The 24,123-nt window shown below is 49.2% G+C and carries 18 protein-coding genes; 15 read left to right on the forward strand and 3 right to left on the reverse strand.

Annotated features, from left to right (window positions below; all coding sequences use genetic code 11):
- Nucleotides 1–110: 110 nt before the first annotated feature.
- The gene (locus HP552_RS24300) at nt 111–851 is read right to left on the reverse strand and encodes an LSm family protein (RefSeq protein ID WP_175397974.1); all 741 of its coding nucleotides are present in this window, start codon (nt 849–851) and stop codon (nt 111–113) included.
- A gap of 343 nt (nt 852–1,194) precedes the next feature.
- Between HP552_RS24300 and HP552_RS24305 the strand changes: the two genes are divergently transcribed.
- From HP552_RS24305 to HP552_RS24340, 8 genes are all read left to right on the forward strand, one after another.
- The gene (locus HP552_RS24305; RefSeq protein ID WP_246311039.1) at nt 1,195–2,247 is read left to right on the forward strand and encodes a CotH kinase family protein; all 1,053 of its coding nucleotides are present in this window, start codon (nt 1,195–1,197) and stop codon (nt 2,245–2,247) included.
- Nucleotides 2,248–2,434: 187 nt separating this feature from the next.
- Entirely contained in the window at nt 2,435–4,210 is a 1,776-nt protein-coding gene (locus HP552_RS24310) for a sensor histidine kinase (RefSeq protein ID WP_175397976.1), read from the forward strand.
- A complete protein-coding gene (locus tag HP552_RS24315) occupies nt 4,207–5,283 on the forward strand; it encodes a response regulator (protein WP_175397977.1) in 1,077 nt (358 codons plus the stop codon). The genes HP552_RS24310 and HP552_RS24315 overlap by 4 nt, the downstream gene beginning before the upstream one ends.
- 202 nt (nt 5,284–5,485) lie before the next feature.
- The gene (locus HP552_RS24320) at nt 5,486–6,460 is read left to right on the forward strand and encodes an ABC transporter permease (RefSeq protein WP_175397978.1); all 975 of its coding nucleotides are present in this window, start codon (nt 5,486–5,488) and stop codon (nt 6,458–6,460) included.
- 14 nt (nt 6,461–6,474) lie between these two features.
- Nucleotides 6,475–7,344 carry a carbohydrate ABC transporter permease gene (locus tag HP552_RS24325; RefSeq protein WP_175397979.1) on the forward strand — a complete coding sequence of 290 codons (870 nt, stop codon included), beginning with the start codon at nt 6,475–6,477 and terminating at the stop codon, nt 7,342–7,344.
- A gap of 60 nt (nt 7,345–7,404) precedes the next feature.
- Complete coding sequence (locus tag HP552_RS24330) at nt 7,405–9,063, forward strand: extracellular solute-binding protein (protein WP_175397980.1); 1,659 nt, start codon at nt 7,405–7,407, stop codon at nt 9,061–9,063.
- 303 nt (nt 9,064–9,366) lie between these two features.
- On the forward strand, nt 9,367–11,139 hold the full coding sequence (locus HP552_RS24335; protein ID WP_175397981.1) for an ABC transporter ATP-binding protein: 1,773 nt from the start codon (nt 9,367–9,369) through the stop codon (nt 11,137–11,139).
- A complete protein-coding gene (locus tag HP552_RS24340; RefSeq protein WP_175397982.1) occupies nt 11,120–12,961 on the forward strand; it encodes an ABC transporter ATP-binding protein in 1,842 nt (613 codons plus the stop codon). Before HP552_RS24335 ends, HP552_RS24340 begins: the two co-directional genes overlap by 20 nt.
- A 131-nt stretch (nt 12,962–13,092) precedes the next feature.
- Here the strand turns inward: HP552_RS24340 and HP552_RS24345 are convergent, their stop codons facing one another.
- A complete protein-coding gene (locus HP552_RS24345) occupies nt 13,093–15,084 on the reverse strand; it encodes a DUF4832 domain-containing protein (RefSeq protein WP_175397983.1) in 1,992 nt (663 codons plus the stop codon).
- A 657-nt stretch (nt 15,085–15,741) separates the two neighbouring features.
- Between HP552_RS24345 and HP552_RS24350 the strand changes: the two genes are divergently transcribed.
- From HP552_RS24350 to HP552_RS24370, 5 genes are all read left to right on the forward strand, one after another.
- Nucleotides 15,742–16,842 carry a Gfo/Idh/MocA family protein gene (locus tag HP552_RS24350; protein WP_175397984.1) on the forward strand — a complete coding sequence of 367 codons (1,101 nt, stop codon included), beginning with the start codon at nt 15,742–15,744 and terminating at the stop codon, nt 16,840–16,842.
- An 11-nt stretch (nt 16,843–16,853) separates the two neighbouring features.
- Nucleotides 16,854–17,744 carry a carbohydrate ABC transporter permease gene (locus HP552_RS24355; protein WP_175397985.1) on the forward strand — a complete coding sequence of 297 codons (891 nt, stop codon included), beginning with the start codon at nt 16,854–16,856 and terminating at the stop codon, nt 17,742–17,744.
- A 12-nt stretch (nt 17,745–17,756) separates the two neighbouring features.
- Nucleotides 17,757–18,590, forward strand: a complete 834-nt coding sequence (locus HP552_RS24360; protein ID WP_175397986.1) for a carbohydrate ABC transporter permease — start codon at nt 17,757–17,759, stop codon at nt 18,588–18,590.
- 68 nt (nt 18,591–18,658) lie between these two features.
- The gene (locus tag HP552_RS24365; protein WP_175397987.1) at nt 18,659–20,002 is read left to right on the forward strand and encodes an ABC transporter substrate-binding protein; all 1,344 of its coding nucleotides are present in this window, start codon (nt 18,659–18,661) and stop codon (nt 20,000–20,002) included.
- Nucleotides 20,003–20,290: 288 nt separating this feature from the next.
- Nucleotides 20,291–21,331: a LacI family DNA-binding transcriptional regulator gene (locus tag HP552_RS24370; protein WP_175397988.1), complete on the forward strand. Its 1,041-nt coding sequence runs from the start codon at nt 20,291–20,293 to the stop codon at nt 21,329–21,331.
- Nucleotides 21,332–21,442: 111 nt separating this feature from the next.
- Here HP552_RS24370 and HP552_RS24375 read toward each other — a convergent pair whose 3' ends face one another.
- Nucleotides 21,443–22,348 carry a helix-turn-helix domain-containing protein gene (locus HP552_RS24375; RefSeq protein WP_175397989.1) on the reverse strand — a complete coding sequence of 302 codons (906 nt, stop codon included), beginning with the start codon at nt 22,346–22,348 and terminating at the stop codon, nt 21,443–21,445.
- Nucleotides 22,349–22,532: 184 nt separating this feature from the next.
- On the opposite strand from HP552_RS24375, the gene HP552_RS24380 reads away from it, so the two are divergent.
- The gene (locus HP552_RS24380) at nt 22,533–23,177 is read left to right on the forward strand and encodes a carbohydrate-binding family 9-like protein (protein ID WP_246311040.1); all 645 of its coding nucleotides are present in this window, start codon (nt 22,533–22,535) and stop codon (nt 23,175–23,177) included.
- Nucleotides 23,178–23,226: 49 nt separating this feature from the next.
- Nucleotides 23,227–24,075: a sugar phosphate isomerase/epimerase family protein gene (locus HP552_RS24385; RefSeq protein ID WP_175397990.1), complete on the forward strand. Its 849-nt coding sequence runs from the start codon at nt 23,227–23,229 to the stop codon at nt 24,073–24,075.
- The last annotated feature ends 48 nt before the right edge of the window (nt 24,076–24,123 follow it).

The raw sequence follows: 24,123 nt of genomic DNA on the forward strand, positions 1-24,123 counted from the left end.
AACGCATGTAGGAGTCTCAACGGGACAGTTTCAGAAAACTTGGCTTCATCATTCCTGTCCTCGGATAGAAAGTTAGACTTAATTAAATTAGGTCCTTGCTTTTCCTGGTATTAACCAGTTATAGCAAAACAAGTCGCACACTTGTTGCCTTTGGACTGATTGCCTTGATTGCCGCGTGAACGATTGCCCTGAGCTCCCTGGGAACGGTTACCGCGTGATTGATTGCCTTGAGCACCTTGCTGTGCACCTTGGGAGCGATTCCCCCGGGATTGGTTACCCTGAGCGGCTTGATTACCTTGAGCAGCCTGATTACCTTGGGAACGATTGCCGCGAGATTGATTGCCTTGAGCAGATTGGTTGCCTTGGCTCGTATTATTACCATTGTTGTTGCTGTTGTTGGAGTTATTGTTATTGCTGTTATTATTGTTGTTACTACCGCGTACAAGGGATACGGATTTCACATGCTGCATGGGAATGCGGACAATCTCCTGATTTTTCAAAGTCATAATTAACTGGTTCTGATTGGCATCGGCCAGGATGCCTTCGACTTTTTCAGGCCCCCCCCGGTTAATCTGAACACGACGGAAGCGGAGTGCTTGCATAACGCCCAAAAACGTGTTGGATGGGATCGGGTTCCCCATGGCTGCATTTCTGTTACCGCCGGAACGACCTGTGTCTGTTATGCTTTTGACATGAGTTTCATTGACATAGACAATACCTTCCTTGCAGTTCATCGCCATATAGTCCCAGCGTACGTCCATCAGTGTGCCCTGTACGGCATCTGGGCCTCCCCGGTTAATCTTAATCTCTCTTCCCAACAAACCTCTCATGCCTTGACCGTTCATAGACATTGTGTTGTTCCCCTTCCGTGATATAAGTTCAGATGGACAAAAATGGCGGATGTTTTGATGATCCCTTCCATTCGTCATTCGTGTCTGTCTGTAGTTTAATCATATGTAACATGCTATTTGGGGGGACTAGCCTGACAACCATTTCTATACTATTTTGGCTATAATCTATGAGAAGAAGGCAATGTTCATAGATTAATGGCTCGAGTATTCCGCATTCCGGAAGGCCTGACTTGTTGGTGTTATGAATAAACTGTGTATCAGCCCTTACGGCTTGCTGTGCTCCTGCATAGGATGGTGTAACAGCCTACGGGCAATCTCACAGGTCTTCGAAAGGCGGATGGAAATGGCTTTACCTGTCTACCACATCACTGTGTCCGATAACGAATATCAACAGTTAACATCGAACATCTGGTCAGATACGTTTGTGAACGGAACGATGCAGATGGACGGCAAACAGCTTCCAATCCGGATTCGATACCGGGGAGGACACACACGTGGCTATGTCAAAAAATCATTTGAGATTCGAACGTCCAGCCGGACGTTCCATTTTAACGCTGAGTACGATGATCCCTCCCTGCTGCGCAATGCACTCTCTTTCCGTTTTTTTGAATCCATTCGTGTCCCGGCTCCGTCTACACAGCACTGCATACTTTATCTGAACGGGCAGCTCAAGGGAGTCTATTTGCGAATTGAGGGTGTTAAATCGTTCTTTTTTCGGCAGCGAAAGATACCTGTTCGAAGCATTTTCTATGCAGTGAACGATCAGGCAGGATTTGCGATTGATCCGAACTCGGATGAAACAGACACCGATCTACTGTCCGGATATACTCTGATTCGCGGTAAGGACGAGGACCGCACGAGGCTCCGTAACTTTATCCAGCAGCTGAACACGAAATCCAGACAGGAATTGCTTCGCTATTTGCAGTCGAGAATCGATACGGACAACTATTTGCGCTGGTTGAGTGGTGCTGTACTTACAGGAAATTTCGATGGTTTTCATCAAAACTACACCTGGTATGAGAAGATCAAGACCCGGAAGTATGCCATTTTACCGTGGGATTATGAGGGAACCTGGGGAAGAAACTGTTACGGAGCGAGAGTGAACCCTAACCTCGTTCGAATCCAGGGTTATAATAAACTTACAGGACGGCTGCTGGCCTTTCGCCTTTTTCGTCAGCAGTATAAGAGAATGATGAAGCAGCATCTGACGAACGCTTTTACAGAGAAGCGGATTATGCCGGTTGTATATCGATTGCACAGCCAGATTCGTGAAGCGGTGGAGCAAGACCCCTACGTGAAGTGGCCCCTTGATGTTTTTCACGGTGAACCGGAAAAGATCCGTACCTATGTGGCAGAGCGCCGGGAGCATCTGCAGAAGGAATTACATCGATTGTAGATGTCACAATAGAGGGAAGTTAGAAACTTTGACCACTGCAGGCAAGGGTCAGGGTTTTTCTGTTTTTTTAAACAGGGGTGTGATATGTTTTTAGGGATAAGATGGGGACGGAATATGGGTGAGGTGCGTGTACAGGATGTGGTGGATCAACTTTTGTAAACGCTTTAAATTCAGGACGAAATTAGTCTTGTTTTTGTCAGCAGCGACGGTATTGATTTCGGGAGTTACAGGACTGATTACGTATCGCATACATATTGCTCTTTTCAATGAAGAAGTCAGTCGGCAGTACAGCCTTACAGCTGAGCAGATCCTTGCACGCCTCGATTCCCGGGTGAACGACATGTACAAAGTCACGGATTACATCACACTGAATCCCTCCGTGAAAAATGCCATCAAGGCACAGGCCGCAGGCATCTCTTCCTATGATCAGATGAAGCTGGAAGATGAACTGGATGATCAGCTGTACCAGGTGCGGCTCGATGCACCGGAGATTATGGGGCTCCGCATTTATGATCTGAAGGAAAACATATTCAATCTTGGCGCCTTTGCGGGGTCGTTTCAACAGATGGATCCTTCCTATCTGGCAGAGATGGTTCATAGACTGGAAGGAACGGGCGGCGAATACGTATGGAATCGCCTGGGACCGGATGCCTTCCTGCAAGAGGAACAATCCAATTGGATTCTGGCAGGACGCTTAATGCGTTCTGTTGACCTGGAGACATACGGAGTGATGTTAATCCTGTTTAATACCTCGCTGTTCGAATCGTATCTCAAAGACCTGCGGCTAAATGATGAGGTTGCTGTTTATCTGTTTGATGCTAAAGGGGATCTTCTATATGCATTTCATAATCAGGATGCAAACCCGCCGCCGCTTGCACAGCTGAGCATGGGAGCAACCGAAATCAGGGATGAGCAGGGAACCACCCATTTGTATACCAAACAAACCTCGGATAAGGCTCACTTCACGCTGGTCAGCAAGGTATCACTCGCTCAGATTCAGAACAAGGGAAAGATCATCGTAAAAGTTGCCGTGTTCTCTGCGGCAGCCAGCGTATTATGCTCCTGGTTTATCATCACCATCATCAGCGGCAGATTGCTGCGTCCGCTGGCGAGCCTGGTCAACGCAATGAAGAGAGTGCGTGATGGGCGGTTTGATACAAGGGTCCGAATTGAGACCAAGGATGAACTGGGCTTCATCGGTGAACGGTTCAATGCGATGGCATCCCGGATCGATACGCTGATTCATGAGGTATACGAGCGGGAACTCAGTGAAAAGGAAGCCGAGCTCAAGGCCATTCAAGCCCAGCTGAACCCTCATTTTCTGTATAACACACTTAGCATGTTTTTCTGGAAGTTCTATATGCTGGGCGATGAGAAATCGGCTCGCCTGGTCACAGCCTTGTCCGAGATGCTGCAATATACGTTGGAACCGGTGCAGCGACTAACGACACTTCAGGATGAAATGACGCAAATTGATCATTACCTGCAGATTCAGCAGGCACGGTATCAGGAAGCATTGTCGATTGAAATTTCTGTTCCTGCGGAATTGCTTCGTTGTCAGGTGATCCGATTACTGCTCCAACCCATCGTGGAAAATGTTTTTGTTCATGCCTTTGCTGATAAAAGGGATAACCGGATCTTGGAGATTCGGGCTTCGCAGCCATCGGGAAATGAGGCCGAATCGGACATGCTCATCATCGAAATTTCAGATAACGGCTGCGGCATGGACACATCGGTCATTGAACGCATTATGGAGCCGGTGGCGCATGCGGATGAGGAGCGTCAGCACATTGGCATGAGAAGTGTACTTAGACGAATTGAGCTGATTCACGGCGAACCCTATGGTGTCCAGATCGAGTCGGCTGTAAACCAGGGGACGCTTGTACGTCTTCGTTTGCCATATCAGCTCGGAGAGGGAGTCATGCCTGGGAATTCGGATGGCAGAGAGGGGAAGGTTCAGTGAATGGACGAATGCTCGTGGTAGATGATGAAGCGTTATTTCGTCAGGGATTGATTCATCTGGTTCGCAACAATCCCCTTGGCTGGGAGGTCGTTGGTGAAGCTGCAGACGGAGAAGAAGCAATACAGGCAGTGAACAGCTGTACACCTGATCTGATTATTACGGATATCAACATGCCTGTGATGGATGGCCTGGATTTGGCCGAACGCATACACGAGAGCGGACAGGACATCATGATTATCATTTTGACCGGGTATCGTGAGTTTGAATATGCACAGCGTGCCATCCGTTATGGGGCGATTGAATTTTTGCTGAAGCCATTTTCCCTTGATGAAGCGTGTCAGGTGCTGCGCAAGGCCCATGAACGGTATCGCCGGAAACAGTCCGACATCCGGATCAGGGAACAATACAGCCAGGTGGACCGGACAGAGAGACTGCGCGAGGAACTGACTTCGCTGCTGCTGGGCCAGCAATTCGGGGAGATGATTATTCGGCTGGAGGGATTACTGGATGAAGCCTCCGGAATGCCGCTGCCGCAATGCAAGGCCGAAATTCATGTGCTCATGAAGGTCATGACGGACCTGCTTATACAGCAGCTGCAGCCGCAGGAGTCGGGAGGCTTTGACCAATTTGGTCCAGATCCGCTGCTCTGGATTCATACCGTTCCTGAAGCCATTGCCTGGGCCCGCTGCAAAAGCGAAGAATGGTTGGACATGATGATGCGGCACACACAGGAACAGCAGGATCATGTAATTACACGTGTCATTCAGTATATTGATATGAACTATTCCAGGACTTGCACGCTGCAGGCCGTGGCTGCCCATGTTCATGTGACCCCCAACTACTTAAGCCATTTGTTCAAAAAGGAGACCGGACAGGGCTTTAGCCAGTATGTTAGCAAACGCCGGATCGAGAAGGCGAAGCTGCTGCTGCACAGCACCCGGCAGAGCATGGCGGACATAGCGGAACAGACCGGGTTCGATAACTCCAGCTACTTTACAACCGTATTCAAACAGATGACAGGATTGTCGCCCCGCGAATACCGCAAGCAGCCGAATGGAAGTAACAGCGAATAGCCATCAGCCTTTATCTGGTTTGTAGCCAAAGTTAAAGAGAGTTTATTTTTTTATAAGTCACGTTTCCAGGGAGAGCCCCACCATGTGGGGTTATTTTTGTGTAGAAATTTAAAAAAGAATCGTTAAATAACAAATGTTTGCGCTTACATTTTTATCTAAAATACAACTATAGTACATCAGCAGGCAGAGAGGAGTGATGAACATGAAGGGGGAACTGGCCGCAGGAACGCCGTCTGGATTACAACCGCCGGACAGCGAAATCAAACATCGGCTCCGTCAGCAGCGGCTGCGAAGGTTCAAGACCAATATTCCGTTAATATTGATGTTTATTCCGGTCATTCTGTTTTACCTTACCTTTCGTTATGCACCGATCGGAGGCCTGGTCATGGCCTTCAAGGATTATAACTTCTATGACGGGCTCTGGCACAGTCCCTGGGTAGGCTTTCAGCATTTCGAGACACTATTTAGCGATCCACGGACGGTGGAGATTATCCGTAACACCTTGTTTCTCAGTTTGCTAAGCATCATCGTAGGCTTTCCCATTCCGATCATCCTGGCCATTATGCTGAATGAGGTGCGAAACATGGCCTTCAAGCGGACGGTGCAGACCGTGGTCTACATGCCGCACTTCTTCTCCTGGGTCATTATTGCGATGATGATCATGACCGTCTTCTCCTTGGAAAATGGAATCGTAAACCGCTGGGTCGAAGCATGGACGGGAGCTCCTTATCCGTTCATGTACAACAAGGGCTCATGGATTGCCGTGTTTGTCGGCTCGGGAATCTGGAAGGACATGGGCTTCAATGCCATCATTTTTCTGGCGGCACTAACGACCATTGATCCGAGCCAGTATGAGGCTGCACAGATGGACGGGGCGAGCAAGCTGCGGCAGATCTGGCATGTAACACTTCCGGGCATACGCTCCACCATTATTCTGCTGCTCATTCTGTCGATGGGACGGGTGATGGAGGTTGGGTTCGACCAGGTCTATATGCTTCAGAATTCCAATGTCAACGAGGTGGCGGATGTCATCAGTACGTATATTTACCGCACGGGTCTTCAGGGAGCACAGTTCAGCCTGACGACGGCGATGGGATTGTTCGAATCATTGGTCGCATTTATTCTCATTTTCTGTGCGAATTATATCGCACGCCGATTTAACGAAGGTCTGTGGTAGGGAGGGAGAACAGCATGAGAAAAACCAGAGGAGAAAAAGTCTTTTATCTGATCAATTATCTATTGTTAACATTGGTTGCCGTCAGCTGTATCCTGCCCCTCCTGAATATTATTGCCTTGTCATTCAGTGATGCGCGCGCCGTCGTTTCCGGCAACGTGGGGTTATGGCCGGTTGACTTCACCTGGTTCTCCTACCACAGCCTGATTACGGGAACGCCAATTCTGAATGCGTTCTGGAACAGTGTGGAGATCACATTGATCGGTACAGGGCTGAGCATGGCGGTAACAATTATGGCGGCATATCCGCTGTCACGCAGGCATTTTTACCACCGCCGCTTTTTTACGATGGCGATGGTGTTCACGATGATTTTTAACGGCGGACTCATTCCGACTTACTTGGTCGTGCAGAATCTCGGTCTTGTGAACAGTTATGGGGCACTCTGGCTGCCAGGTTTGGTGAGCACGTATAACATGCTGATCATGCGGTCCTATTTTGAAAACCTGCCTGGTGAAGTGGACGAGGCCGCTCGCATCGACGGCTGTGGTGAGCTGGGGCTGCTGTTTCGAATTGTGCTGCCACTATCCAAGCCTTTGCTGGCGACGATTGCCCTCTTTTACGGTGTGGGGTACTGGAATTCATTCATGAGTGTGATGATTTATATCAATGATACGTCCAAATACAACATGACTGTGCTGGTCCAGAATATGATTATGTCCAACCTGAATGTACAGGATTTTACTGACCCAACGATGATTTCCAATCTGACGCCGGAAGGCATCCGGGCAGCAGCGGTTATCGTGATGGTCATTCCCATTTTGGCGGTATATCCGTTCCTGCAGAAGTATTTTGTCAAAGGGGTCATGCTTGGCTCGATCAAAGGTTAAGACTGGCTGTGAGTTATACCGTGTGGGTTCATATTACAGGAGAGAAAGAGGGTCTTATCTATGGCGTTAACGAAGAAGACATGGATGAAGTCGGGTCTCGTTCTGGGCTTGGTTGGCGGAATACTGGCCGGATGCACAGGGGGAAGCGGCGGCAGCGAGAAGGCTGAAGGTGAAAGCGGCAGGGGGAATATCACGTCAACGATCTATGATCGGGGTGCTGTCCCGAGCGGCATGGGCACGATCGAAGACAACATGTGGTCCAAGTGGATCAATGAGAACGGTCCGGCCAATGTAAAGTATACTGCAGTTCCCCGCTGGGAATCCCAATCCAAGCTTAATGTACTATTTGCTTCAGGCAGCGCGCCGGATGTCATTTTCGAATTCGGAACGCCCATCCGCAATACGCTGTTTAATCAAAAACAGCTGATGCCGCTGGATGAGTTGATCGAGAACTCCAGCGTGGAGTACAAAGCGCTGATGGAGAAATATCCCCAGTTGAAGAAGGCCGGCATCAAAAGCGATGGCAAGTTATATGAAGTTGGCCGCATGAACGAGGTGTTTCCGCTGACGAGCTTTTTCATCCGGGAAGATTGGCTGGAGAAGCTGAATCTGGAGGTACCGACGAGCGAGGAAGAGATGCTGGCTGTGGCCAAGGCCTTCACGGAAAATGACCCCGATGGGAACGGAGCGGATGATACATATGGCATCGGCGGGTTTCAATTTGGGGATACAGCGGGGCTGTTCCGATATATGTTCAACGCCAACTGGGTCAACGTGGAGGATGGGGAGATTGTGGTCGGCCCCAATCACATGAAGGAAGCGACCGCATTTAAACGTGCCTTGTATGAAGCAGGCGTGGTAGATAAGGATTTTCTGACCGACAAGGACGGCGCCAAGGCGAAGCAGGATTTCCTGAATGGCAAAATCGGCATGTATGCCGCCATGACTTCGGATTATACGGGATTTGCGGCCAAGGAATTGGATACGCTGATGCAGAATGTTCCGGAGGCCAAATTAAAAGTCATTGCTCTGCCAACCACTTCGGTAGGTCAGTACACGATGGTATGGAACAACCCGGTGCAGATGACTGCGGTCGTGAATGCACGCGCCAAAAATCCGGAAGCGGTCATGCAATATATCGATTTTCTGACCAAAACAGAGACGGGCCGAACCTTCAAAAATGGATTTGAAGGCACACACTACACCCTGAATGATCAAGGCTGCCCGCGCATCTCGGATCAGGAGAAATACAAGCAGGAGATCAGCTGGGCAGGGGACTATGCCATGATGTACAGTCGCCTGGAGGAAGGCAAATGCGGATATACTGAAATGCTGTTCAGCGAGGAGATTCCGTCCCAGAAGGAAGGGCTTCGCCTTTTCAAAGAAGCTCGGGAAGTATACATGACGGATCTTCCGGTGGGCGAGGGAGTGACCCATTCGGAACATATGCCGCAGCTGCCCAAGGAGCTCCAGGTGAAGCTCACCAATGTGACGACAGCCATCAACGATATTTTCACCCGTTCCATCATTGGCGGCAGCAAGTATACGGTTGAACAGGCTGCTGAGGAAGCACAGCAGAAGTGGGAACAAGGCGGCGGACCGGAGATTGAAACATGGTACAAGGACTGGTGGAACAAGGAGAAGGATAATGTTCTGGTCTGGGATGATTTCTATGAAATCTATGAACAGCAGCAGGCGGATTTTAAGAAGTCGGAGTGAATGGAATCTCTGGATCAGTTCTTGATCAGTTTTGATAGGAATCAATTTTAATTAAAGTTAATGATTAAGCCTGGGGTGCTGCCCAGGTTTTTTTGTCCTGAATGGATATCCTCTTGTTCATTTCAGGTTAATAATGAAAAGGAAAGAAGATATTAACGATTTGAACGAGTAAAATGCGATATAATAATCGTATTGGTTACGTGAAATTTTACATAGAGTTAAAGAAAGAGACTAACGGAGCTGGCTGCGTAGACACAAAAATGAGTCACGGTTATCAAGCGCTCCGGGGCCGGAGGAATGGTAATGATCAAGCTGTTGTACTACTTGAAGAAGTATCGGGTTGCCGCAATCGCAGCACTGGTCATGATGCTGATTGAGCTCGCGGTGGAATTGGCTCAGCCTTACCTGATCTCCAAAATCATTGACAACGGGATCCAGCAAGGCGATCTGTCCGTCGTTTGGTTATGGGGCGGCGTTCTCGTCGGCAGTGCCGTAGTGGCATTTGCGGCCGGAATTGCCAGTTCGTTTTTTGCATCACATGCGAGTTTGGGGTTCGGATTCGATCTGCGGGAGAAGCTGTATGACAAAGTGCAAGCGCTCTCGTATGCGGTATTTAACCGCTTTGCCACGTCATCGCTGATTACCCGATTAACCGGAGATGTAACCCAGGTGCAGGATACGGTATTTATGAGTCTGCGGTTCATGACCCGCGTGCCGCTCGTGGTGATCGGAAGCATGATTATGGCCGTTGTCGTGAATCCAAGGTTGGGGCTGCTGCTGGTGGTAATGGTCCCTGTACTGCTCGTATTTGTCATCTGGATGATCAAAAAGGCCGCGCTGCTGTTCCGCAATGTGCAGCGCAGACTGGATGCCGTCAATGGAGTCATCCAGGAAAATCTGACAGGCATTCGGCTGATCCGGGTGTTCGTCCGGATGGGCCATGAGATTGAGCGCTTTGCCGGATTCAGCGGCAAGCTGATGAAGGGCACAATCTCCGCGCTGCGCCTGACGGAGACGACCATGCCATTCATGCTGCTCATGATGAATGGCTGCATCATCGCCGTCCTCTGGTTTGGACGGCGCGACATCTCCACCGGCAATGCAAGCGTCGGTGAAGTGGTTGCGGTCATCAACTATTTGCTCCGCACCATTGGTGCCATGTCTGCGTTGTCCTGGATTCTGGTGACATTCTCAAGAGCCAGTGCTTCGGCGCAGCGGATTAACGAAGTGTTTGACACAGTGGATACCTCGGAGACTGCTCAGGAGACATCTTCAGCACACAATATGGGTTCTGGAGAGAAGAGTAAACGGCCTAAAGCTGTTCAGGGTGCAGTTGAATTCCAAGGTGTAGGGTTCAGCTATCCAAACAGTGATATTACGGTCCTGGAGGATATCACGTTCTCCGCCAAGCGAGGAGATCGCATCGCCATTATGGGAGCGACAGGTTCAGGTAAATCCTCACTCGTACAGCTTATTCCAAGGCTGTATACCGAGGAACGGGGCAGGGTGTTGATTGATGGCACCGATGCAAATCAACTGGACATTCCCACATTGCGAGGAGCAATTGGTTATGTACCGCAGGAAGTTATCCTTTTCACGGGTTCAGTGAGAGATAATATTGCCTGGGGACGGGAAGATGCAACACTGGAAGAGATTAAGGAAGCCGCGAAGCGTGCCCAGATTCATGACACGATTGAGAAACTCCCGAATGGATATGACACTCAGTTGGGCCAGCGCGGGGTTAACTTGTCAGGTGGCCAGAAGCAGCGTCTGTCCATTGCACGTGCATTGATTCGCCGCCCGAGTATTTTGATTTTGGATGACAGCACGAGTGCACTCGATGTGGCGACTGAAGCGAGGTTGCTGGACGCCCTGGAAGAACTGTCCTGTACAACGTTTATTATCACCCAGAAGATCAGCTCAACCACCTCTGCGGATCTGATTTTGCTGCTGGATGATGGGCGATTGATTGGACAAGGCAAACACGAAGACCTGATGGATTCGTCCGAGCTGTATCGCCGAATCTACGGATCACAATACGGGGAGGGTACACCACATGTTCAAAGCGTTCATTGAACCTTTCCGTCAGCCCCCGCCGCCACTTGATCCCAAAGCGCTAAAAGAAGGTGGTGGCCGCAAGCCGAAGGCGCGGGCCAAGAACTGGTCCGGCACACTGGGCCGGATCTGGACGTATCTGGCCCGCCGCAAAGTGAAGCTGACGCTGGTGCTGCTGATGGTATTTGCCAGTTCCGCTCTGGCTTTGCTTGGTCCGTACATGGTCGGTGTGGCCGTGGACAATTATATGGATGGAGAAGCGACAAGCTCCAGCTGGATGACGTTTCTGCTGGGTCTTGCAGCGGTGTATGTGCTGTTCTCGCTCACCTCCTGGCTGCAAAATATATGGATGATTGAAATCGCGCAGGAGACCATCTTCCGGATGCGTTACGATCTGTTCTCCCATCTGCACAAGCTGCCAATTCCATTTTTCGGCAAGCGTCAGCAGGGTGAGATTATGAGTCGGGTCACCAATGACATTGAGAATGTCAGCGGGACGCTGAACAGCTCGGCCATTCAGATTTTCTCCAGTGTGTTGACGCTGCTTGGAACGTTTGGCGTGATGCTCTGGTTAAGTCCATTGCTGACCTTGCTGACGTTTATCGTCGTACCGCTGATGGCGATTGGCATGCGCTGGATTACACGCAGAACCGGACCGCTCTTCAAAGAACGTCAGCGTAACCTGGGTGAACTTAACGGGTATATCGAGGAGACCTTGTCCGGACAACGAATTATCAAGGCCTTTTCCCAGGAGGAGCGGGTGGTTCGCGGATTCGAAGAGCGGAATACCCGAATTCGGGTATCCGGTTTTTGGGCACAGACCATTTCCGGTTTTATCCCCAAACTGATGAATGGATTGAATAACCTGAGCTTTGCAATCGTTGCAGGGATCGGTGGTATTTTGGCCATCCAGGGTACTGTTACAGTTGGGGTAATTATCATCTTTGTGGAGTATGCTCGTCAGTTTACGCGTCCGCTCAATGACCTGGCGAACCAGTGGAATACGCTGCTGTCCGCCATTGCCGGGGCTGAGCGGGTTTTCGAAGTGTTGGACGAGGATGAAGAAGCGAAGGATGAAGGGGCTGCAGTATCTCTGGAAAAGGTTGAGGGTGCGGTGCGCTTCGATAAGGTTTCCTTCGGATATGATGAGGGACGGAATATATTACATCAGATTAGCTTTGAGGCGAAACCGGGTGAGATGATTGCGCTGGTCGGGCCGACGGGCGCCGGGAAAACAACCTTGATTCAGCTGTTGTCCCGCTTCTATGATCCGACTGAGGGCATGCTGACCGTGGATGGCCGGGATATTACCACCATTCGTCGTGAAAATCTGCGTTCTCACATGGCGTTTGTCCTTCAGGATTCATTCCTGTTCCAGGGGACGATTCGGGAGAATATCCGTTTTGGCCGCCTGGATGCAACAGACGAGGAAGTCGAAGAAGCTTCAAGGCTGGCCAATGCCCATTCGTTTATCATGCGCATGAAGGATGGGTACGATAAAGTGCTGCAGGCTGATGGAAGCGGCATAAGTCAGGGACAGAAACAGCTGCTTGCCATTGCCCGGGCCATTTTGGCCGATCCGTCCATTCTCGTATTGGATGAGGCGACCAGCAGTATCGATACCGTTACGGAGATCAAAATCCAGGAAGGGCTGCAGCGGCTGATGCAGGGCCGTACCAGTTTCGTCATTGCCCACAGGCTGAACACGATTCGGCAGGCAGACCGGATTCTGGTGCTGAAGGATGGGCAACTGCTGGAACAAGGCTCGCATGATGTGCTGTTGGAGCAGGGCGGTTTTTACAGTGAACTGTATTACAGCCAGCTGCGCAAGAAAGCGCAATAGTTGCCTATGGATCATCGGATTATATAGCATTGAATATTTATCGTTACAACAAAAGAAGAGCAGGGAGGGGGGATAAATGCCCTTCTTTCCTGCTCTTTGCTTATTTCTTGAATGAGAGAAATCATTCGCGTTTATTTCGTCACACTGCTTAGTTTGTAGGCACCGTCTGTCAGCCGGTTTGTATTGGCAAAATCCACACCAGGCTTGTTGGTTTCCGGATTAATGATCGCAATCGCGATATCATAGGTTCCGGCAGCAAGGCCTGAGACCGGAATGGAGTCGGTCAGGGTGTAGGTACCCGTTTTCCATGTGGTCAGATTGACGGTAGTTGTTTTCTTGGCAACCACTGTATTGCCGCTGCGCAGCTGAATCTCAACAGGCCAGGCAAAAGAGAAATGCTGAACGCCTTTGTTTTCCACTTGGATTGTTGCCGTAAAGGTGTTTCCGCTAATGGTGGAAGGATGGGATATTTCCTTCACAACAAAGTGATAACCCATTCTTTTCTTGAGTGCATCGATATTCGCCTGCAATGCATGGTTCAAAGGAAGCGAGGCTGGTGAGTTCGGCCCCAGCCAGCTAGGCTTGCTGAGCTCGGTTTGGCGCAGGGTTTCCGTGAATCCACTGCCGCTGGTCAAGGAAGCCAGCATGCCGGAAGCTCCCCCGTAAAATTCTCCACCGGAGATTCGTGTGTCCCAGAAGTTGGCATGTGCAGGCTGCTGCTGACCGATATCATCCCAGTACCCATTCTGGGTGCCCGTGTACCATCCCCAATCCGCATCAAAGCTGTCTTTATGCCCGAAGACATCGTTGAACATGCCCATAACCATGCCTTTATTGTTGGTTTTGGCCAGAGCAATGCTGCGCCGGATCAGCACCTGCATTTTGTCCTCTTTGCCGGCAAAGGCATCAATGTAGTGCTGGACGTACTTGTTGGAGATGTCATTGGTAGGGAAAGCGCCTGTGTAGTTGGTTTCACCATTTGGACCGACATAAGGCCAAGTATGGAACTCGCCCCAGTGTCCAAGGGAACCAATCTGGATAAAAGCAATCGGCCGATCATTGGTGTTATACCTGGCGGCGATGGCCTCTATGGCCAGTTTATGCCGTTCCTGCAAATAGGTAGAACTGTAGTTGGGGGAGAAGCCCATGTTGTTGCCTGCCCCCATCCCCCCGGTCGTATCGTTATATGGCGTCCCGGGAGAAATGCCTTGGCTTATCATGTCATTGTATAGCCAGTCGGGAATATCCCGATGAGCCTGGCCTGTAGGACTGTCGAGAATGAAGCGCAGCACCACTTTGACGCCCTTGCTTTTCCAATAGGCAAAGTTGTTGGTTGCTTCAATTGCACTAAAATCATAGGTGCCTTTGGTAGGCTCAAGTTCCTTCCAGGTTACCCCAGCATACACGAGCCTGTGCGGCTGTTCATAAGTGGTGCTCTTGGCGGAAGGTGCCCAGCCTTTGAATGGGTTATTGAGCGGGCTGTCAAGCTCTACCGGATTTACAATCGTGTTGTTACCCGAACCGCCACCCGATCCACCTGAGGTCAGCAGGTAAGCGGACAGCGTCTGTCCCGCGGCAGGCAGCCTGGATGTATCGGAACTGTTGTCGATATAACCGACCCGGACCGTGCTGCCAGCATTGATCTGCAATGCAGCCAGAGGAATAGCCACTTCAATCACTGAAGAACTGCGATAGAATTGTGCACTGGTGAGTGTGCTGCTAAAATTCCAGCTCCAATCGCTTCCGCTGCCAGTGTAGGCATATAAGCTTGTATTTTCGAGCAGCCACTCGACACCTGTCGTTCCCCAACCAGAAGCCTGGTAACCTGTTGTGGTATTGTTATCGGTATTAATCCAGAAGCTGCCCATCGATGTACTCAGCCCCGAACCTTGAACGAGCAGGTAGAGGTTCGTTCCATCATTCGTCAGTTTGAGCGTTTGAGCTGTGCCGCTATTGGTCGCAAGCGTCCCAACAGTGCTCCAATCACTGACGTTGCCATCAATGGTAACGGCTGCAGCGGCAGCCTTGGGCATTGCTCCAGCAGGCAGTATTAAGGTGATTAGGAGAACAAAAGTCAAAAAGAGTCCAAGAGTCAGCTTGCTTCTATCCAACAATCTTGTCATCGAATCCCTCCTGAGTAATGAATTTCTGAAAATTCCGGTATTGAAATTGCTGTTCCTCCTCAATGGATCATTCACGATAAGGGAGGGTTACTTCTTCTGTTCATCTCCTTCCTGTTCGCAAATATCGCAAGATAATAACGTATTATGTAAATATCATGGTAGCTATTGTAGGGAATTGCATTTTCTGAGTCGGGATAAATTTTTGCGGCAAATTAAAAGTGTGGTTCTCTGTGTTGTTTTCCGCGTATAAATTGCATTATAGGGGATGTAATGGCGAGATACAACAGAAAATTTTCCAAAATTTATCTGTTTTTTTGTGTCTTATTGTAAGGAAAATGCGTAGTGTTTGTTGTAGAGATCATCTGTACTGAAATATTTTTGCCGCAATTTTTAGTTATGGTGATCCAATTATAAAATAATAACTTTAAAATGTAAACGCTTTATAACGTATTATACAAACAATTAATCTTTATGGACACTTAACTTGTCTATTAATTTGTATTGCCGCAAATAAAATAAAAATTTAGCCAAAATGGATTGACAACAACTAAAAACTATTTTACTATCGTTACATATTCGTAATCCTGTAAGGTTTCTTTACATCAGAATTGCAGGATGGCATTTGCCGCAAAATTAAGAGCAACGGAGTGTGTGAGCATGGGGAAGATAAAAATGGCGTTTATCGGTGTGGGGGATATGGGGTCGCACCATTGTATCGGTTTTGATCTGCTTGAGGAATGTGAGGTTCGCTATATCTGTGATATGAATGAGGCCAATGTGGTGCGGACCCTGGTTGAACTTAAGAACAGCAACCCTGATGTATTGAAGGATTATCGTGAATTGCTGCATAAAGAGGATTTGGACGCGGTGGTCATCAGTGTACCCAACTATTTGCACCGTGAAGTGGCGGTTGCCTTTTTGGAAGCTGGCAAGCACGTATTCCTTGAGAAGCCGGTTGCTCATACGATTGAGGATTGTGATGCCATTATCCAGGCAGCCGAAAATGCTGGACGTGTTTTGCAGATCGGACTTGTGTATCGATATTCCAATCTGTATCGCCGGATGGCGAGAGAGCTGGAGAGTGGGCGTCTTGGCGATGTGAAGATGATGTGGTGCAAGGAATTCCGTGATCCGTTTCCACCGGCAGATTGGTTCTATGACAAATCCAAGTCTGGCGGAGCCATCGTAGAGAAGGATTGCCATCACTTTGATATTTTCAACTGGATGATCCAGGCGAACCCTGTCCGTGTTTTTGCCTCGGGTGGACAGCATGTCATGAAGCAGGGCGAGCCCAACCGGATTGAGAACTCCTACAGTCATTATCCGGCCAAACAGATTTCCGATACCTCAATTGTGGACCATGCGTTTATCACCATTGATTATGATAATGGCAGCAAGGCCAATCTTGGTCTGTGCATGTATCTGAAACCCCGCAATCTGATGGGGGAGGGACTTGAGATTGGTCTGATCGGGGAGAATGGCGGCCAGATGGTTGCCCGTAATGACAAGACCATTGATATCGTCGGCGGTCAGGACTGGACCCGAGATCACCTGGACATTGATGTGACCTCCGATTCCATCATGGGCGGACACACAGGGGGGCAGACCCAGCGAATTGATTTTCTGAAATGTGTGCAGGAAGGCAAATCGCCTTTTGCTAGTGCGCAGGTTGGCCGTAACGCTTTGTTGATTGCCCTCGCGGCAGAGAAATCCATCGTGGAAGAACGGTATGTGTATTTAGAAGAAATTACAGGCTGAGGGGTGTCATCATGAACAGATTGAGAAAATATGACACACTGCTGTTCTTTCTCTTCATTTTGCCTTGGATCATAGGCTTTATCACCTTTTTCCTGTTTCCTTTTGGAACATCCGTATTTTACGCATTTACGGATGCCAGACTTCCCGGAGCAACCAATTTCAACTTTGTCGGTTTTGATAATTTTACGCACATGATGGATGATCCGATCTTTTTGAAAAGTCTGCTGAACACGATGTATTTTGTTGTATTCGGTGTTCCCATCGTCACGGCCGGCATGCTTGGTCTGGCGATGCTGCTTAATTTTAATGTCAAAGGGATCGCGCTGTTCCGAACCTTCTTTTATCTCCCGACGCTGGTGCCGATCGTAGCAACGGTCATTATCTGGCGGCTGGTATTCAATTCGGAATTCGGCATATTGAATGCCGGACTTGGTGCTCTCGGTCTGGGCAAGATTGACTGGATCGGCGGAGAGCATACCATTAAGCCTGTCATTATCCTGCTTCAGGTCTGGATCTCCGGCAGCGGGGTGCTGATCTTCCTTGCCGCCCTCAAGAATGTTCCCAGGCATCTGTACGAAGCGGCGGCCATCGACGGGGCAAGCGGCATTCGGCGATTTTTCCGCATCACCTTGCCGATGATTAGTCCTTCCATTCTGTTTGTCATCATTATTCAGACGATGTATAACTTTCAGATGTTTACGGAAGCATTGCTGCTATCCAAGGGTGGGCCGAATTATTCTGCTTATACGTTTGTCTACAACATTTACAAGTCCGCCTTTACCGATTTGAAGTTTAGCATGGCGATGACGCAGTCGATTTTCCTGTTTGCCGTGATCTCGCTGGTCACCCTGATTCTGATGAAAGTTTCCAACCGCTTTGTGTATTACGAGGGAGAACGATAGGAGGAATGCTGCATGAATACCCGAAAAGTAGCGGTAAAAGCGTCCCAATATACATTGCTGATCGCGGCGTTGATGCTGTTTGCAGGGCCTCTTGTATGGATGCTCTCAACCATGCTGAAAACCAAGGCGGAGACATACAAGGTGCCTCCGACAATACTGCCGGAACAATTCAGTCTGGAAGCATTTGAACGATTGTTTGCTGTGCAGCCCATGATGTGGCAATGGATACAGAACTCATTTACCATTTCGTTTTTTGTGGCGGCAGGAGCGGTTGTATCCAGCTCGCTTGTCGCTTACGGTTTCTCCCGTTTTGCAACCAAATACCGGGATATCCTGTTTCCTGTTGTCCTGGTTACATTGATGATCCCTCCTTCCATAATGATGATTCCCTCGTATGTCCTTTTTTCCAAATTGAACTGGATCGACACCTGGCTGCCGTTAATTGTTCCATCCTGGCTCGGAGGTGCTTATTACATCTTCCTGTTTCGGCAGTTTTTCATGACCATTCCCCAGGAGCTGGATGAAGCTACATATCTCGACGGCGGCAATCGCTGGACGGTGTATGCAAGAGTCATTATGCCGCTCTCCAAACCCATTATTATGACGACCATCATTTTTGCCTTTGTGAACTCCTGGCTCGATTTTCTGGGGCCGTTCCTGTATATCAAAAACGCCGAGATGTTCACGCTGAGTGTGGGGCTGCAGCTGCTGATTGGTCAGACAAGCCAGGATTTGCCGGCACTTGCCGCAGGAGCATTCATCAGCATTGTTCCCATTGGCTTGCTGTACTTGTTCGCACAACGCTACATCGTTGAGGGGGTGGTGCTCACGGGCACCAAAGGATAGATGGGCTGCCTGCTTTCCGGTTTTCAGAGTGAGATGACTATTCGATATGATGTAAAGGGGAGCTGTATATGAGAGGAAAAAGCAAACGGCTGTTCAATGTGTGGGCACTTGTACTTGCCACGATGATGGTCATCAGTGGATGTGGAAATGGTGAATCATCAGAAGTGGCCAGCTCCGGCGGTTCCGGAAGCAGTGGGGGGGAGTCTGTAACCATCACATACTCCCAGTGGGGGACGGCAGAAGAGCTTCATCGGACACAGGAATTATTGGATCAGTTTATGAAGGAGAACTCTGATATTACGGTTAAGCTGGAGGGCAAGGATTGGGGCAGTTATTGGGATGGATTGACCGCGAATGCAGCGGGCGGCACGCTTCCTGACGTATTCAAAACCAGCTATGCCTATGTGGAGAAGTACGCCGAACTCGGCATTTTCAAGGAACTGAACGGCTTGCTTGCTGATAACCAGTTTGATCTGAACAACGTGGATCCAAGTCTGCTCGGTCTACATCAATATCAGGGCAAACAAGTATCCTTGCCCATCGATGCCAATGTCATCGTCTGGTATTATAACAAAGCCATATTTGAGAACGCCGCAACGAATCCTCACAACGCTCCGGTTCCATCGCTTGAACCGACGTGGAATGAAATCACTGATATTGCAACGAAGATGACACTCGACAAAAATGGGAAAAGTGCGGATGAGGCTGGATTTGATGCTGGCAATATCGTACAGTGGGGCATGTCGGTTTCCCCGGGATCCACAATGGATTGGTTCCTGGAGCCAGCGCTCTGGTCCAACGGCGCCAAGCTTGTGAATGACGATGGCTCGCTTGCGCTCGAAACACCGGAAGCAATGGAAGTGCTGAACTATTTTATCGATTTGACCAAAAATAAAAAAATTAACACCACCCCTGCTCAGATTGAAGGGTTGGGAGGACAGGTTAACCTCGCAATCACTACGTCGAAGGTAGCGATGAATCCGGGTGGCAGCTGGAATACAACCAACTACCAGGAGGCTGGCGTGGAATACGGCATTTCGTATCTGCCCAAATTCAAAACCAACCAGACCGTAGTTCAGCCTGCCGGACTTGCGATCAGCTCCAACACCAAACACGAAGAAGCGGCCTACAAGCTGCTCGCTTGGCTCGCCGGACCGGAGGGCCAGACCGAACTGGCGAAGCAAGGATACTCCATTCCGGCCAATAAGGCAGCGGCAGATGCCTACATTTCCACTGTTGGCGAAGATAATAAAATCTTCCTGGACGCGCAGCAGTACGGCATTGTTTCACCGTTTACGACGAAGAAAACCGATCTGGTATGGACGTATGGTGAGCAATCCCTTAAACTTCCGCTTGCAGGAGATGGGGATCTCAAGGCAGCGCTTCAGGATCTCGCGTCCAAGATGCAATAAATCGATAACGAGAGAGTTTTCGTTGTAGATTTGCAGAATATAAAAGTAGTATTCGGCGGCAGTCATGGGAAAGAAACAGCCCAAGGCTGCCGCTGTTCATTTTTCATTTTTTGCATAGAGAGCTCATGTGAAGCCTGATGTCAGAGACCATAAACCTTAGAGCGCATTGACTTCTTGCAAGGAGAAATATAGAATTATATTTGCCGCAAATTTGTGTTTGCAAGAATGAAATTGCCCCAATATCCATTGGGTTTGAATAGAAAGCTAGAGGAAAGGTGGGGCTTCAAATTGGCTAAATTGAAGGACATTGCAGAACGCGTAGGGGTATCCATCTCGACCGTTTCACGTGTAATGAAAAATGATGTCAACCGCTCCGTGAGTGAGGAGACCCGCAAGAAAATATGGGAAACGGCAGAGGAACTGGGGTATCGTTCACAGCGTCCCGTGAAGAAAAAGAAAATGGAACCCAAAACGTCGTATGCAATCGGCTGCGTTGTGGCCATTCCGCAGAACAAATACAACAGTCCTTATTTTTCGGTCATTATGGAAGGCATCGAGAAGCAGTTGGCTGAATCCGGCATGCGCCTGGAGTTTGTGTACAGCATAGAGAACGATGGGGATACTGTGCAGCTGCAGTCTCTGGTGAAGGAACATCGGATTGATGGCATGATTGTGGTGGAGCGAATTGACCCGGAAGCGTATCGCTGGCTCAAGGCCAATGTGCGCTCTGTTGTGGGGGTGGATATCACGGACCCCGACATTCCTGTGGTGGGTTATGACCGGGAAGCGGCTGCGAGAGAGGCGACGAATCATCTGATCGCCCAGGGTCATCGCCTGATTGCCTATGTTGGCGGCGCGGAATACAAAAATGATTTCCGGGCGGAAAAACGTTTCCTTGGTTACCAGCGGGCGATGAATGAGGCGGGGCTTCCGATTGACGACGACTGGGTCATTGATGTGAAGTGGGATGTATCGCTGAGTTATGAACTGACCCGGAAGGCATTTGCCAACAATGAGAGCAGACCTACTGCCATTTTTGCAGCAAGTGACATGATGGCCATTGCTGCGATGCGGGCAGCAACCGAGCAAGGTCTACGCGTACCGGAGGACATCGCCTTTTTTGGTGTGGATAATATTGAAATATCCGAATTCACTTCTCCACCGCTGTCGACCATCCATGTACCTAAACTGGAGATGGGGATGTTCGCGGTCAAGCAGCTGCTGGATTATCTGGATCATCAGCATGAAGTGGCTGTCAAAGTCATCATTCCGTACCGCTGTATATTTCGTCAGTCTTCCAATAGCAAGCGGGAAAGTGATTCGGTCTAAACTTAGGCCCATTTTTGTTGGTAATCCCGTTACATAGTGAGAAGATCATTTGATTCACAAGTGTTAACCGAAGAGTTCCCTCATCCAAGACTGGATGAAGGAACTCTTTTTTTATAGCATTCGGGATAATTTCCGGTACTCCCGAGGGGATATCCCTTCATGTTTGCGGAAAGTGCGGCTGAAATAATGAATGTCCGGGTAACCACTTCGTATGCCAACGACCTCGATGGAACAGTCCGTTTCCCGCAACAATTTACGTGCTTCACTCAGACGGATGGATTGAATGTATTCGTTTGGGGGTATGCCGACCATCTGTTTGAACAGTTTGGCCATGTGATCCACGCTCAGATTCAAATGTTTGGCTATGCCTGAATTGGTCCAAGGCTCTGAAGGAGCTGCTTCGATCTGTTTCATGAGCTCGCGCAGCTTGTCTCCGTGAACGGAAACATGGCGAGACGAGCTCAGGTACGGAGAACGCAGCAGATAGGTAAGCAGCTGCAGCATCAATGCTTTGCATATCAGTTCATATCCTGGTGGACGCATCGTAAATTCATGAACCAGCTGCTCCATCAGCTGAACTGCAGCAGAGGACGGTGTATAGACTGGATTCGCAGATAACGGTGTCATCCCTTCTGCGCAGGCTTCCGCGGCGAATTTATGCAGCTGAACATGGTCTTCGTTTACAACCATATCCGCCTCGGTCTGTATGGTCAATTCATTAAAAAAGTCAAAGTGAATGCCGATGAAACGTGTCTTCGGATGGGATACGGCTTCATTCTGATGATAGACCCCGGACGGCAGCATAATGAGCTGTCCCGCCTTCAGTGTATAGCGTGTATCGTGCATGTAGGTTGCTGCTTCGCCCTCACAGACGTACAACAGTTCAAAATCATACAATCGCCGTCTTGGCAGCTTACCTGGGGGGAGAGTCTGGAACTGCGCGTAGTGAACAGTGGGAGACCATTCCCTGAAACTGGCGGTTCTTTTTACTGGATAATCCGTTTGTGGGAGGGACACGGGCTCAGCTCCTCTCTTATGCAATTCAATGACCTGATCATTTTAAAAACAAAACGGAATTGTACAAATAATCTCTTGATCTTCTAAATAAAAATCCGAATGACTCATCTATAATACAAGTATTATCACATGTTCAACCCATAGTTACAACATCACGGATTAAGTCAAAAGGAGTTGAAGTGGATTGAACACTTTTTCCGCGGAACGAAACCCCAGATATCGCTGTAACGCATTCGCGTTTATGGCAGCGGGTGAGTTTCCTGCTCCTGATGATTGGGAGAAGTGTGTGCCGCTGAAATTGGTCGATACAGTGACGGGCCTGCCTCCTCTGCAAGCCACAGAAGTGCGCTTGGGCTGGAGTGAGGAATACCTGCATATCCGTTATGTATGTCAGGACCCCTATGTCGTATCCGACTTCACGGAACGAGATCAGCCTTTGTATGAACAGGACGTTGTTGAGATTTTTATCGACGAAGAAGGCGGTGGCCTGAAGTATATGGAGCTTGAGGTCAGCCCGCACAATGTTGTATTCGATGCCTTTATTCATAATGTCGATGGAGCTGGTTTGAATCTGAAGGCAGACGTCACTTGGCAGATGAAAGGGCTTCGAACGAAGGTAGAAACGGATGATCAAGGCAACCGGGTATACTTTATCCACATTCCATCCTGTAATTTCAAGTCACCTCTAACTTCGGGATTGTGCTGGAAAGTGAACATGTATCGCATAGACGAAAATGAGCAGGGAGAACGGGAGTACCAGGCTTGGCAGCCTACTGGTGCCATTAACTTTCATATACCTGCCAAGTTTGGTCTGTTTCAACTGGTATAGGATCGCCATGCCAAACGAAAACAAAGGATATGATGAGGAGGGATTTGAGATGAAAAAAGGGATTAACATCTGGTCGTTTCCAGGGGACTGGGCCATTGCAGATTGTATTAAGACAGCCAAGGAGGCTGGCTTCGATGGAATTGAGCTTTCGCTGAATGGGGAAGGTGAGCTAAGCCTGTCTGCTACAGATCAGGAAGTCCGCGATATTCGGGTACGTCTAGAAGAGGCTGGGCTGGAAATTGCAGGCCTGGCGACTGGGTTATACTGGGATTATCCGATGACGAGTGCCAATCCGGAGATCCGTACCAAAGCACTGGATGTGTGCAAAAGACAGTTGGAACTTGCTTCGGCATTTGGCGTGGATACGATCCTGGTTATTCCAGGTGCCGTAGGAGTTGATTTTATCCCTGACAGCGAAGTGACCGATTACGAGGTGGCCTATGAGCGGGCCCAGGAAGCTATTGCCCACCTGCTGCCGTATGCTGAACGTGCCGGAGTGTCGATTGGCATTGAAAACGTATGGAACAAGTTTCTGGTGTCACCGCTTGAACTTCGTACGTTCATCGATTCATTCCAGTCCGAGTATGTAGGTTCCTACTTTGACGTAGGCAATGTGGTGCAGAATGGCTATCCGGAACAGTGGGTTCGCATTCTCGGACACCGGATCAAAAAGGTACACTTTAAGGACTATCGCCGGCAAGCGGGCGGACTGCATGGTTTTGTTGACCTGCTGGCTGGGGATGTGAATTATCCTGCAGTTATGGAAGCACTGCATGCCATCGGATACGACAATTACGTCACGGCGGAGATGATTCCCCCATACACCCATCATTCCCAACAGATTGTCTATAACACATCGAGAGCGTTGGATGCCATCTTGGAGAGACCCATCCAATAAAATCGTATAACAACGAATAACAGAACTCATTATTTTGATATTAGGAGG

The organism is Paenibacillus xylanilyticus (assembly GCF_013359935.1).
Lineage (GTDB): Bacteria > Bacillota > Bacilli > Paenibacillales > Paenibacillaceae > Paenibacillus > Paenibacillus xylanilyticus.